The organism is Streptococcus sp. HMSC068F04 (assembly GCF_001837455.1).
Classification (GTDB): Bacteria; Bacillota; Bacilli; order Lactobacillales; family Streptococcaceae; genus Streptococcus; species Streptococcus salivarius_D.
Genome location: NZ_KV832475.1, coordinates 1 through 12103, shown reverse-complemented (window position 1 = coordinate 12103; position 12103 = coordinate 1). Strand labels below are relative to the sequence as shown.

General features: G+C 39.7%; 13 protein-coding genes. 12 read left to right on the top strand and 1 reads right to left on the bottom strand.

Annotated elements, in window-relative coordinates:
• Positions 1-222 precede the first annotated feature (222 nt).
• Genes HMPREF2571_RS04020 through HMPREF2571_RS04010 form a run of 3 tightly spaced genes read left to right on the top strand, consistent with a single transcriptional unit; the run spans position 223 to position 2424 of the window.
• The gene (locus HMPREF2571_RS04020) at positions 223-1116 is read left to right on the top strand and encodes an ABC transporter ATP-binding protein (protein WP_013990504.1); all 894 of its coding nucleotides are present in this window, start codon (positions 223-225) and stop codon (positions 1114-1116) included.
• A complete protein-coding gene (locus tag HMPREF2571_RS04015) occupies positions 1113-1853 on the top strand; it encodes a hypothetical protein (RefSeq protein WP_013990505.1) in 741 nt (246 codons plus the stop codon). Before HMPREF2571_RS04020 ends, HMPREF2571_RS04015 begins: the two co-directional genes overlap by 4 nt.
• Entirely contained in the window at positions 1846-2424 is a 579-nt protein-coding gene (locus tag HMPREF2571_RS04010; RefSeq protein WP_013990506.1) for a hypothetical protein, read from the top strand. Before HMPREF2571_RS04015 ends, HMPREF2571_RS04010 begins: the two co-directional genes overlap by 8 nt.
• 588 nt (positions 2425-3012) lie before the next feature.
• On the opposite strand, the gene guaA is transcribed toward HMPREF2571_RS04010, so the two are convergent.
• Positions 3013-4575, bottom strand: coding sequence for a glutamine-hydrolyzing GMP synthase (gene guaA / locus HMPREF2571_RS04005; RefSeq protein WP_002883901.1), 1563 nt, complete (start codon positions 4573-4575; stop codon positions 3013-3015).
• A gap of 164 nt (positions 4576-4739) precedes the next feature.
• On the opposite strand from guaA, the gene HMPREF2571_RS04000 reads away from it, so the two are divergent.
• The 9 genes from HMPREF2571_RS04000 to HMPREF2571_RS03960 all read left to right on the top strand — a co-directional run bounded on the left by HMPREF2571_RS04000 (position 4740) and on the right by HMPREF2571_RS03960 (position 12060).
• The gene (locus tag HMPREF2571_RS04000) at positions 4740-5438 is read left to right on the top strand and encodes a GntR family transcriptional regulator (protein WP_002883912.1); all 699 of its coding nucleotides are present in this window, start codon (positions 4740-4742) and stop codon (positions 5436-5438) included.
• Positions 5439-5503: 65 nt separating this feature from the next.
• Positions 5504-5836, top strand: a complete 333-nt coding sequence (locus tag HMPREF2571_RS03995; protein ID WP_041817212.1) for a putative DNA-binding protein — start codon at positions 5504-5506, stop codon at positions 5834-5836.
• Positions 5837-5868: 32 nt separating this feature from the next.
• On the top strand, positions 5869-7431 hold the full coding sequence (gene ffh / locus HMPREF2571_RS03990; protein ID WP_002883924.1) for a signal recognition particle protein: 1563 nt from the start codon (positions 5869-5871) through the stop codon (positions 7429-7431).
• A gap of 112 nt (positions 7432-7543) precedes the next feature.
• A complete protein-coding gene (locus tag HMPREF2571_RS03985; RefSeq protein WP_002883896.1) occupies positions 7544-8071 on the top strand; it encodes an ECF transporter S component in 528 nt (175 codons plus the stop codon).
• 22 nt (positions 8072-8093) lie between these two features.
• The gene (locus tag HMPREF2571_RS03980) at positions 8094-8609 is read left to right on the top strand and encodes a transcription repressor NadR (RefSeq protein ID WP_004182431.1); all 516 of its coding nucleotides are present in this window, start codon (positions 8094-8096) and stop codon (positions 8607-8609) included.
• A 94-nt stretch (positions 8610-8703) separates the two neighbouring features.
• On the top strand, positions 8704-9393 hold the full coding sequence (locus HMPREF2571_RS03975; RefSeq protein WP_045772410.1) for an XRE family transcriptional regulator: 690 nt from the start codon (positions 8704-8706) through the stop codon (positions 9391-9393).
• A gap of 128 nt (positions 9394-9521) precedes the next feature.
• Positions 9522-10376: a ribosome biogenesis GTPase YlqF gene (gene ylqF / locus HMPREF2571_RS03970; protein ID WP_014634567.1), complete on the top strand. Its 855-nt coding sequence runs from the start codon at positions 9522-9524 to the stop codon at positions 10374-10376.
• Positions 10363-11133: a ribonuclease HII gene (locus HMPREF2571_RS03965; protein ID WP_070847223.1), complete on the top strand. Its 771-nt coding sequence runs from the start codon at positions 10363-10365 to the stop codon at positions 11131-11133. Before ylqF ends, HMPREF2571_RS03965 begins: the two co-directional genes overlap by 14 nt.
• A gap of 6 nt (positions 11134-11139) precedes the next feature.
• The gene (locus HMPREF2571_RS03960; protein WP_070847221.1) at positions 11140-12060 is read left to right on the top strand and encodes an ROK family protein; all 921 of its coding nucleotides are present in this window, start codon (positions 11140-11142) and stop codon (positions 12058-12060) included.
• Positions 12061-12103 lie beyond the last annotated feature (43 nt).

The following is a 12103-nucleotide window of genomic DNA, read 5'->3' as shown; positions in this document are numbered from 1 at the left end:
AAGTATGCACTTAATTTGACAATTCAAGGGAAATAAAAAGACAATACTATATAATAAGTCTAGAGGCGAACTATATGAAGTATCTGAAATATAGTTTCAACTTTTTGAAAGTATAAGAAATAAGAAAATCTGTCAAAATGCTTTTAAAGCAACGATATAATACTGAAAATCTAGATATTGAAAAAATCAAAGGGAATCTTCCAAATCAAGGGGTTATCTTAAATGACTAACATAACATTTTCACAAGTTCAAAAGAGTTTTCACAAGAAGTTGGTGTTAGACATTCCTGATTTTCAAGCGGATTCAGGTGAAATCTTCTCCATCGTTGGTGGCAATGGTGCCGGTAAATCGACTTTTATCAAGCTCTTGGCAGGGATTTTTTTGCAGGATAAGGGCGAGGTTCGTGTCTATGGCGTTTCTAATCGCTCCAAGAAAATCCACTCGCTGGTCAAGTTTGTCTTGGAGAGCGGGCAGGGGTTGTACAGTTATTTGACAGCTATGGAGAATCTCCAATATTTTCTAAGCTTGAATGGGATTGCCTTGTCTCATATCAAGGCAGAGGTGGATGTCTTGTGCGACCAGCTGGCGTTTACCCCTTATAAGGACACGCTGGTTTCAGAACTGTCCCAGGGCAACCGTCAAAAATTGACCTTAATCTTAGCCTTGGTGCAAAAACCGAAAGTACTCTGTTTAGATGAGCCGACCAATGGGCTAGATTTGCTGGCAAAAAAACAGCTGCTGACTCTTTTGCAGGATTATGCTCGTCACCATCAAGCCAGTATTTTTATCACCAGTCATGATGCTAGTTTTATCGAGAAGGTCAGCACTCGGGTGGTGGTAATTCAGGAGGGGCGGCTTTATCGTGAAGGAACCTTTGAGGAGATTTTTGGTAATGTCCACCAGCATGAAGTCTATCACTTGCTGTTAGATAAGAGTGCAGAAAGTGTACTGAAACAAAGATTCCCTGAGCTGGACTACAAGGTGCTTGACGGTGGGATTTCGGTAGAGACCAGAAATCCAGACCTTTATCGGCTATTGCTGGAAGAAACAGAAGTCTTGCAGTTCACCCGAGAACCTGCCTCTTTGGAAGATTTGCTGTATGAGGTGCTCAAATGATGCTATCAGCGATTGGGCGAGAGTTTAGTCGTCAACTCAGCGAATACAAACAGTTCAAAGTCAATCTTCTCTTTGCCAACCTGGGAATTTTCTTTCTAGTTACGGGTTTTCTGACCTATTTTGACAGCCAGCAAGATACTTTTGAGCTGTTTATCTTGCTTTTTACTTGGTATTTTTCTAGCCACAGTATCACCCATCCAACCTATTTTATCGAGGATGAGATTGCAGACCGCACCATTATCAACGTGATTCAGAGTCGGCGGAGCATCTTTGGCATGCTTTTTATCAAAATTATCGTACAGATTTTGTTGGACTTGGTCAAGGCCATTCCTTTGTTTTGCTTGGTTGCCTTGGTTCAGCAGATTGCCTTTCCTACTGACTGGGTCGTTACATTTGTTACTTTTCTTCTGTCCTTTGTGGTTATTGCGTCCCTTTATGGTCTAGGCTTTCTCTTTGCCAGTTTTTCCTTTGTCTTTACAAAAATTTCCAGTATTACTAGCCTCCTTGCTTACGGGATTCTCTTTTTGGCTGGTTTTCAGGAACAATCGAGCCATTTGATTGCTACTTTAACTCGTTTCTTGCCTTTTCATCTCTTGGTGAGTTTTATCCGCCAACCAAGTTGGTTCGTTCTTTTATTATTACTGGGATACGGTTTGATTTACTGGCTCTTGGGTTACTTGTGCTTTCAAACTTGTTTGACCTATGCCAAAAAGAAGGGAAGTTTGTTCCATGTATAATGAAGTGAAGCGATTTTATCTCTTTCGCAAGAGACGCTGGGCGGATACCCTGTTTGACACCCTCTACCACGTCATTTTCATTCTTGGTTTTTATAGCCTTTTGAGGGGAAATTCTGACTTTCAGTTGTCCTATTTCTATTATTATTTCATCTTGACCCATGTGGTTTCCTTGGGAAATGAAGAGTTGGAGTACGAGATTCGGTCTGGGCAATCTTTTGGCACCCAGTATGCTTTGCAATCAGTGTATAGAATTTACCTGCAACGAGCAGTGGTTTACTTTGTTTGGTTGTCTTTGATCTTCTGGATTGCTCTGCTTTTGATTCATCAGGGTTTACCAACTCACTTTTCTTTGAAGGTCATCAGTTTCCAAGGACTGCTCGTGGTACTGATTGGTTTCCTGATTTTCCTCGGCTATTATCTTGTCATGATTCGACTGACCATCCGCTTCCAACGGATTTCAGTCTTGGTAGATTTTTTAAACACCGTGCTCTTATTCTACTCCGGACTCGTCTTTCCAGTGGTGAGTTTTGGGAATTTGAAGAAATTATTTGATGGGATTATAAGAAATTAAGGATTCTTTTTCAATACAGAGTCCTTTTTCTATTGAGATCTTCTCTTAATTCCTATCCTCTGAGACGGTGAAGGTGATATACTCCCCTTATAGTGGACAGTGAAAATACTATAATTCACTAGAAGTGAATTGCCGCCCAAAAGAAGTCCAAAATCTGTCGAAAAAAACTAAGAGTAGTTCAACTCTATCTAAACGAAGAGAAGCCTGTGATTATTTTGCTAGAAGATTTAAGATTGGTCAAACAACCATTAAATGATGAATCTGTAAGCATAAGTATTTGATAAATTGTAAAATATAGTGCAACAAAAAACTCATAGCTTTTCATTGGTGTAAACTGTAAGTAATCACATAAACAGAACTCGAGGAAAAACTATGAGCTACTCTCATCTTAAAAGCAAAAATTTTTCTGACCCCGTATCATTGCTTATTGGTTTATTTTTGTAAATAAGATATAAAAAATCCCCACCAGAAAGAAATTCTGGTGGGGTATTTGGTGGGGAACCAAATATAATTAATTATATTTTAGCGTTTTAAAACAATTCAAAATGCTGTTAAATCAATCAAGTCACTTTAAATTAGGTTTATATTTTATTCCCACTCTACAGTTGCAGGTGGTTTACTTGTAATATCGTAGACGATACGGTTAACGTGGTCAACTTCGTTAACGATACGTACAGAAATCTTTTGAAGAACTTCCCATGGAAGCTTTGCAAAGTCAGCTGTCATACCGTCAATTGAAGTGATAGCACGGATAGCGATAGTGTAGTCATAAGTACGGCCATCACCCATAACACCGACAGAGCGAACGCCTGTGTTAACAGTGAAGTATTGCCATACATCACGATCAAGACCAGCTTTGGCAATTTCTTCGCGAAGGATAGCATCAGACTCACGAACAGTTTCAAGTTTCTCTTCAGTGATTTCACCCATAACACGGATGGCAAGTCCTGGTCCTGGGAAAGGTTGACGCCAAACAACTTCGTCAGGCATTCCCATCTCAGTACCAAGGGCACGTACTTCATCTTTAAAGAGGGTATTAAGTGGTTCAATCAATTCAAACTGCATATCTTCTGGAAGACCACCAACATTGTGGTGAGATTTGATTGTTTGGGCTGTCTCAGTACCTGATTCAATAATATCAGTGTAGAGTGTTCCTTGAGCTAGGAAGTCTACACCTTTAAGTTTGCTTGCTTCGTCATCAAAGACGTAAACAAACTCGTTACCGATGATTTTACGTTTTTTCTCAGGATCGTCAACACCAGCCAAGAGATCTAGGAAGCGTTTAGAAGCATCAACACGGATAATGTTAAGGCCAAATTTACCTCCAAGCATCTCCATAACTTGGTCACCTTCACCTTTACGGAGAAGACCGTGGTCAACGAAGATACATGTCAATTGATCTCCGATAGCTTTTTGCAAAAGGACACCAACAACAGATGAGTCAACCCCACCTGAGAGGCCAAGAAGGACTTTACGGTCACCAACTGTTTCACGGATTTGTGCAATTTGCATATCTACGAAGTTAGCCATTGACCAGTCACCTTTGGCACCACAGATACCGAAAGCGAAGTTTTTCAAGATATCGTTACCATATACAGAGTGACGAACTTCTGGGTGGAATTGGATACCGTAGAAGTTTTTCTCAGTATTTTCCATTGCGGCGAATGGGCAATCTACTGAGTCACCAACAAGATGGAAACCTTCTGGAATTTCTGTAACAGCATCACCGTGGCTCATAAGAACGACTTGTTCTTCAGGAGTTCCTGCAAAGAGTTCTGATTGGGCACGAAGGCGAAGTGTTGATTGGCCATACTCACGGTTACCAGCTTCACCAGCAGGAACAACTTTACCACCAAGTTTGTGGGTCAACAGTTGCATTCCGTAACAGATACCAAGAATTGGAATACCAAGTTCAAAAATTTCTTCGTCAATACCAAAGGCATCTTCGGCATAAACAGAGTTAGGACCACCCGAAAGTACGATACCGATAGGATCGATGGCACGGACTTCATCAGCGGTAATTTTATGGCTTTTCAATTCAGAGAAAACGCCAAATTCACGAATACGACGTGCAATCAGCTGATTGTATTGGCTACCATAGTCTAGAACAATGATTTTCTGCACATCATTCAAAGTAGAAATGTCAGTCATTATTACCCTTTCTTTTTACGTCACAAATGGACTCTTATGCAATCATTGTATCACAATTTTAAGGACTTAGCACCTAGATTTATACGATAAACTGTAAGTCTTATCGTCACCTTTACAATTCTATTAGTTTTTTTGTAAAATAGGGGTAAAGAAGGGGGTATTAGATGCTACCAGCATATATTCGCATACATGATAAGATTAAGGCAGATGTTGATGACGGCACTTGGAAAATCGGGCAACGTCTCCCTAGCGAGCGAGATCTTTGCGACACTTTTGATGTGAGTCGTATGACTGTGCGTCAGGCCATAACACTTTTAGTAGATGAGGGGATTTTAGAGCGTAAGCCAGGCAGTGGTACTTTTGTGGCTAGCAGTCGAGTTAAGGAAAAGATGCGTGGAACCACGAGTTTCACAGAGATTGTAAAATCCCAAGGCAAGAAACCATCTAGTGAGCTTATTTCATATAAGCGTGTACATCCCAATGAATTTGAAATCAAAAATTTAGGTGTCTTACCACAGTCCTATGTGATTCGTATGGAACGTGTTCGTTTTGCGGACGATCTTCCAGTTGCCTATGAGATTGCCAGTATCCCTGAGAAAATTATCCGAGGTTTTAAGGAGTCAGAAATTACGGAACATTTCTTCAAGACACTGACCGATAATGGCTATGAAATAGGGAAAAGTCAGCAGACCATATCAGCTAGTTTGGCCAATAGTAGTTTAGCCAAGCACCTCAAGGTTAAGACTGGTGATGCTCTCTTGAGTCTGACACAAATTTCCTTCCTTCAAGACGGTCAGGCTTTCGAATATGTACGAAGTTACTACGTTGGTGACCGTTTTGAATTTTATTTGGAGAACAATTAGAAGTCACTACTTTTTTCTGCACAAGAATCGTGCTAACACCATGATTTTATGGTAAAATGGAGCTTATGGAAATTGAAAAAACCAATCGCATGAATGCCCTTTTTGAGTTCTATGCTGCACTTTTGACAGATAAGCAGATGAACTATATTGAGCTATATTATGCGGATGATTACAGTTTGGCAGAAATTGCCGAGGAATTTGGTGTGAGTCGTCAGGCAGTATATGATAACATCAAGCGTACTGAGAAGATTTTAGAGGCTTACGAGATGAAATTACATATGTATTCAGATTACATCGTCCGTAGCCAAATTTTTGATGATATCATGGAAAAATACCCAGACGATAGCTATCTTCAGGAACAAATTACTGTGCTCAGCAGCATTGATAATAGAGATTAGATCAAAGCAGAAAGTAAGAGAGGAAATGATATATGGCTTTTGAAAGCTTAACGGAACGCTTGCAAGGCGTTTTCAAAAATTTAAGACGTAAAGGAAAACTTTCAGAGAAAGAAGTTCAAGAAGTCACTAAAGAGATTCGTTTGGCACTTCTTGAAGCAGACGTAGCGCTACCAGTCGTTAAGACATTTATTAAACGTGTTCGTGAACGTGCTGTAGGTCACGAAATCATTGATACTCTTGATGCTTCACAACAAATTATCAAGATTGTTAATGAAGAATTGACAGAGATTCTTGGGTCTGAAACATCTGAAATTGAGAAATCTCCAAAGATTCCAACAATCATTATGATGGTTGGTCTCCAAGGGGCTGGTAAGACAACCTTTGCTGGTAAATTGGCTAATAAGTTGATTAAGGAACAAGAAGCCCGTCCAATGATGATTGCGGCGGACATCTATCGTCCAGCAGCCATTGATCAATTGAAGACTTTGGGGCAACAAATCAATGTTCCTGTTTTTGATATGGGAACAGAGACACCAGCAGTTGAGATTGTCAAAAATGGTTTGGAACAAGCGCGTGCCAATAAGAATGACTATGTCTTGATTGATACGGCTGGTCGTTTGCAGATTGACGAGACTCTCATGCAAGAATTGCATGATATTAAGGATTTTGCTCATCCAAACGAAATTCTCTTGGTTGTGGATAGCATGATTGGTCAGGAAGCTGCTAACGTTGCCAAGGAGTTCAACGAACAGCTAGATATCACTGGTGTTGTTCTTACTAAAATTGATGGGGACACCCGTGGAGGTGCGGCTCTTTCTATTCGTGAGATTACCGGCAAGCCAATTAAATTTACGGGTACTGGTGAGAAAATTACAGATATCGAGACTTTCCACCCAGACCGTATGTCAAGTCGTATTTTGGGTATGGGTGACCTTCTTACCCTTATCGAAAAAGCTTCTCAAGAGTACGATGAGAAAAAATCTCTTGAGTTGGCTGAAAAGATGCGTGAAAACACCTTCGACTTCAATGACTTCATCGACCAACTAGACCAAGTGCAAAATATGGGTCCAATGGAGGATTTGCTCAAGATGTTGCCAGGTATGGCTAACAATCCAGCCTTGGCTAATGTTAAAGTAGATGAGAAACAAATTGCGCGCAAACGTGCCATCGTATCATCTATGACACCTGAAGAACGTGAAAATCCAGATCTTTTGACACCAAGTCGTCGTCGCCGTATTGCCAATGGTTCAGGGAATACCTTCATCGAAGTTAACAAGTTTATTAAAGACTTCAACCAAGCCAAACAAATGATGCAAGGTGTTATGTCTGGCGATATGGAGCAAATGATGCGTCAAATGGGTCTTAACCCAAATAATCTGCCAAAAAACATGCCAAATATGCCTGATATGGGTAATATGGATATGTCTGCTCTCGAAGGCATGATGGGTGGCGCTGGTATGCCAGATCTTGGAAATATGGATCTTAGCCAAATGCTTGGTGGTGGCCTTAAAGGTAAGGTTGGTTCATTTGCCATGAAACATGCGATGAAGCGTCAAGCTAATAAGATGAAAAAAGCTAAGAAAAAACGTAAATAAGAAACATAGAACGCTAGGGCATTTTGCTCTAGTGTTTTTTTCTGAAAAACATTGACTTATATAACTATACACTGTAATATACTAATGTATATACAGTAAAAAGGAGTAAATCATGAAACCTAAAAAGAGAATTCAAGAAATGACCTTTGCAGCTTTATTAACTGCAATTGCTATCCTTATCCCAAGTATCATGCCAATTAAACTGATCATCCCACCGGCTTCGTATACTTTGGGGAGTCATGTTCCAATATTTCTAGCTATGTTTATATCTCCCTGGGTAACTGCTTTTGTTATCTTAGCTTCTAGTTTGGGATACTTTATGGCTGGCTATCCGATTGTTGTTGTTTTTAGAGCCTTTTCTCATATTATATTTGGCTTTTTAGGCGCACTCTATTTGAAAAAATTTCCACAAACGATAGAAAACCATAAATCATCATTACTTTTTAACTTTGTTTTAGGACTTATCCATGCCATAGGTGAAGTTCTTGCTTGCGTGATTTTTTATTCTGTAACTGGTGAGGATTTCCAAAAACTGTTCTATGTTCTCTTTGTTTTAGTTGGTTTTGGTACTATTGTCCATAGTATGATAGACTATGTTATAGCATTAACGATTTTCAAAAGTATTCGAAAAATACGCTAGTTGAAAGAGGGATGGGTGGTCTATGGCTTCAAATCGAAAACAAGAATTATTGGCACTCTTAAAGGGAGCTAAAGAGGCAATGAATGGACAGAGTTTGGCGGAGCATTTTGGTGTGACACGTCAAATCATTGTTCAAGATATTGCCCTCTTGCGTGCAGATGGTGCCCAGATTATTTCAACTAATAGGGGATATATCTATAAAAGTAGCGATGACAATTCTTATGTACATCGACTATTTAAGGTGAATCATAAAGTGTCCGATATGGAGGATGAGCTTTTGGCTATTGTTGATAATGGAGGCCGTATTCAAAATATCATGATAGATCATCCAGTTTATGGAGAAATTCAGACTTTGTTGAAATTGACTTGTCGTCGAGATGTTAGTCATTTTTTAGACCAAGCCTCGTCAAATGACTTTCGCCCCTTATCTGATTTGACAAACGGTGTTCATTACCATCTTGTCGAAGCAGATAGTGAACAAGATATAGATTATATTGAAGAGGCACTTAACCATCTAGGATTTTTAGTTAAAGAATGAGATAAAAGAGAAATGTAAAAGTAGTTGGTTTCACTTGAAAACAACTGCTTTTTTTGATAAACTTATGTTAGTTTATTAACTTACGGAGGTAGCCATGTTTTCAGGACAAAGACTTAAGGAAATTCGAGAAGCGCAAGGAATGAGCCAAGCATCAGTAGCTAAGCATCTAGGAATTTCACGCTCCTCTTATTTTAATTGGGAAAATGGTAAGACGAAACCTAATCAAAAGAACCTATCGGTTTTGGCCGAACTTTTTGGTGTAGCTGAAACCTATTTTCTGTCTGAACATGAGATTGTAGAAGTCTACTTGGAATTAAATGAGGAAAATCGTCGGGAAGCTTTGCGACTCACTAAGGCTCTCCTAGAAGAGCAAGAAGCAGAAAAGCAGAAAGCACCTGTTATTCCCCTTTACTCTTACAAAGTTTTCGAGCGTTTATCAGCCGGAACAGGTTACACTTACTTTGGTGACGGCAACTATGATGAAGTTTTCTATGATGAAGAATTGGATCATGATTTTGCATCATGGGTGTTTGGAGACTCTATGGAACCTACCTACCTAAATGGTGAAGTAGTGTTAATCAAACAAACAGGTTTTGATTATGATGGGGCTGTTTATGCTGTAGACTGGGATGGTCAAACCTATATTAAGAAAGTTTATCGCGAGGAAGATGGTCTACGTTTAGTTTCTCTTAATAAACGTTATGGTGATAAGTTTGCCCCTTATGACGAAGATCCGCGAATCATAGGTAAAATTGTCGGTAACTTTATGCCTGTTGAGGCTTAGTCAACTTTTATCGATTGGGCATCTTAAACTAAATCTGATATAATATAAGTAAAGTAAAGCCAAGTCTTTGGCTTTTTTTAAAGAGTTTAAATCATATTTTACTAAGAAAATAAAGAGGAGAGATATACATGGCTACTATTCAATGGTTTCCTGGTCACATGTCCAAAGCTCGTCGACAAGTTCAGGAAAATCTTAAGCATGTTGATTTTGTAACAATTTTAGTGGATGCACGTTTGCCACTGTCAAGTCAAAATCCCATGCTAACTAAAATTGTTGGCGATAAACCAAAGCTTTTAATTCTCAATAAGGCTGACCTTGCTGATAGTAATCGTACAAAAGAGTGGCGTAGCTATTTTGAGAGTCAAGGGATTAAAACCTTGGCCATCAATTCCAAGGAACAATCTACAGTTAAATTGGTGACAGACGCTGCTAAGAGTCTTATGGCTGACAAGATTCAACGACTACGTGAACGTGGTATTCAGAAAGAGACCTTGCGAACCATGATTATTGGGATTCCAAATGCGGGGAAATCTACCTTGATGAATCGTTTGGCTGGTAAAAAAATTGCCGTTGTAGGAAATAAACCTGGTGTGACAAAAGGTCAACAGTGGTTGAAGTCTAATAAGGACTTGGAAATCCTTGATACTCCGGGGATTTTGTGGCCTAAGTTTGAAGATGAATTGGTCGGTTTGAAACTTGCTTTGACCGGTGCCATCAAGGACCAGCTCTTGCCAATGGATGAAGTTACAATTTTTGGCCTTAACTATTTTAAAACTTACTATCCTGAACGTTTAGAGGAACGCTTTAAAGGGATTGACCTTGAAGAAGAGGCACCAGAAATCATTATGGAAATGACTCGAAAACTTGGCTTCCGTGAAGATTATGACCGTTTCTATAATCTATTTGTCAAAGAAGTTCGTGATGGAAAACTAGGACGTTACACACTTGATATTGTTGGGGTCGATACTGATGGCGACAATTAAAGAAGTCAAAGAGCAATTGGCCACTTTGACAGGCCTTGACGATCACCGATGGGCAAGTTTTGAGGAAGATAGTCGAGCTGGTGTACAGACTGCCATTAAGCAACGCCGTAAAGCTATACAAGCTGAGATTGCTGAGGAAGAACGCTTAGAGATGATGCTCAGTTACGAAAAATCGCTCTATGCTCAGGGAATTGAACTCATTGCAGGTGTTGATGAAGTTGGACGTGGTCCTTTGGCTGGGCCAGTGGTAGCTGCAGCAGTGATCTTACCAAAGCTTTGTAAAATAAAAGGTCTCAATGACAGTAAAAAAATACCAAAATCAAAACATGAAGCTATTTATAAGCAGGTCATGAAGGAAGCGGTAGCCGTCGGGATTGGTATAAAGGACAATCATGTGATTGACGATGTCAATATTTATGAAGCAACCAAGCTTGCTATGGCTGATGCTATTGAAAAACTTAGTCCCAAACCAGAACATTTGTTAATTGATGCCATGACTTTGGACCTACCAATAGAACAAACATCAATTATAAAAGGGGATGCTAATTCTTTATCAATTGCGGCAGCTTCTATCGTAGCAAAGGTAACCCGTGATAAGATGATGGCTGATTATGATCAGGAGTTTCCTGGTTACGCATTTGCCAAAAATGCAGGCTATGGTACCAAGGATCATCTGTCTGGCCTAGATAAATTTGGTGTTACTCCAATTCATAGAAGAAGCTTCGAACCCATAAAGTCAATAATAAAAAGTAGGTGAAGTGGCGTGATTTTAGCTATTGATATTGGAGGAACCTTTATCAAGTTTGGGTTAGTTGATGATGATTTTAAGATTAGCAATCAATCTAAAGTGTCAACGCCAACAACGTTAGACGACTTTTGGTTGACCTTAGAGCATATTGTCTCGTCTCACAAGGATATCATTTCTGGGATTGCCATTGCGTGCCCTGGCGAAATAAATAGTAAACGTGGCTTCATTTTCAAGGGCGGTCTTATCCCTTATTTAACGGCTATTCCTCTTGGGTCACGATTGACTAAAACATTTCAACTGGCTGTAAAGGTTATCAATGATGCTGACGCGTCAGCTTTGGCTGAAGCCAGATATGGAAGTCTACAAGACTTAGATTGTGGGGCTGCTTTGGTTTTAGGTACGGGTGTTGGTTTAGGACTTGTCTCACAGAAGGACTTGCTATCACCTCTGTCAGTCACCCAATATCTGCGAGCTCCAAGTCCCCAAAGAATGAGTCAAACCTCTCTACCTTTCCAGTGGGAATTGTTTATGCATTGCTTAGTAAGTCTTGTCGATAATAAGGGGTCTGCAGTAGGCTTTGTTCATGAAGCCAGTCAATTACTTGGGTTAGATCAAGACGATGGTCCAGCCGTATTCTCAGCTATAGAGGGAAATCAATCGGAAGAGCTAAATCTTTTATTTAAAGACTATTGTCATGAAATTGCTGTTCTTGTGCTAAATTTACAGAGCTTCTTTAGGCTGGAGAAAGTTGTTATCGGTGGTGGTATCAGTAGGCAAGGTACCTTAATAGAAGGAATAAGTGATGCCTATGAGGAGTTATTTAAGGATAAGACTGAATTAGGTTTTGAGCCCATAACTATTCAAGCCTGTCATTTCCATAACGATAGTAACCTACTAGGAGCCGCGTCTTATTTTGCTTCTGAAAATGATTTGTAATCACGGAAAGTTCCGGCTCTTTGTCAACTGTAGTGGGTGACGA

What these genes read in the sequence shown, in the direction of transcription:
- HMPREF2571_RS04020 (WP_013990504.1), top strand. Translation starts at nt 223, where the DNA reads ATGACTAACATAACATTTTCACAAGTTCAAAAGAGTTTTCACAAGAAG.
- HMPREF2571_RS04015 (WP_013990505.1), top strand. Translation starts at nt 1,113, where the DNA reads ATGATGCTATCAGCGATTGGGCGAGAGTTTAGTCGTCAACTCAGCGAA.
- HMPREF2571_RS04010 (WP_013990506.1), top strand. Translation starts at nt 1,846, where the DNA reads ATGTATAATGAAGTGAAGCGATTTTATCTCTTTCGCAAGAGACGCTGG.
- guaA (WP_002883901.1), bottom strand. Translation starts at nt 4,575, where the DNA reads ATGACTGACATTTCTACTTTGAATGATGTGCAGAAAATCATTGTTCTA.
- HMPREF2571_RS04000 (WP_002883912.1), top strand. Translation starts at nt 4,740, where the DNA reads ATGCTACCAGCATATATTCGCATACATGATAAGATTAAGGCAGATGTT.
- HMPREF2571_RS03995 (WP_041817212.1), top strand. Translation starts at nt 5,504, where the DNA reads ATGGAAATTGAAAAAACCAATCGCATGAATGCCCTTTTTGAGTTCTAT.
- ffh (WP_002883924.1), top strand. Translation starts at nt 5,869, where the DNA reads ATGGCTTTTGAAAGCTTAACGGAACGCTTGCAAGGCGTTTTCAAAAAT.
- HMPREF2571_RS03985 (WP_002883896.1), top strand. Translation starts at nt 7,544, where the DNA reads ATGAAACCTAAAAAGAGAATTCAAGAAATGACCTTTGCAGCTTTATTA.
- HMPREF2571_RS03980 (WP_004182431.1), top strand. Translation starts at nt 8,094, where the DNA reads ATGGCTTCAAATCGAAAACAAGAATTATTGGCACTCTTAAAGGGAGCT.
- HMPREF2571_RS03975 (WP_045772410.1), top strand. Translation starts at nt 8,704, where the DNA reads ATGTTTTCAGGACAAAGACTTAAGGAAATTCGAGAAGCGCAAGGAATG.
- ylqF (WP_014634567.1), top strand. Translation starts at nt 9,522, where the DNA reads ATGGCTACTATTCAATGGTTTCCTGGTCACATGTCCAAAGCTCGTCGA.
- HMPREF2571_RS03965 (WP_070847223.1), top strand. Translation starts at nt 10,363, where the DNA reads ATGGCGACAATTAAAGAAGTCAAAGAGCAATTGGCCACTTTGACAGGC.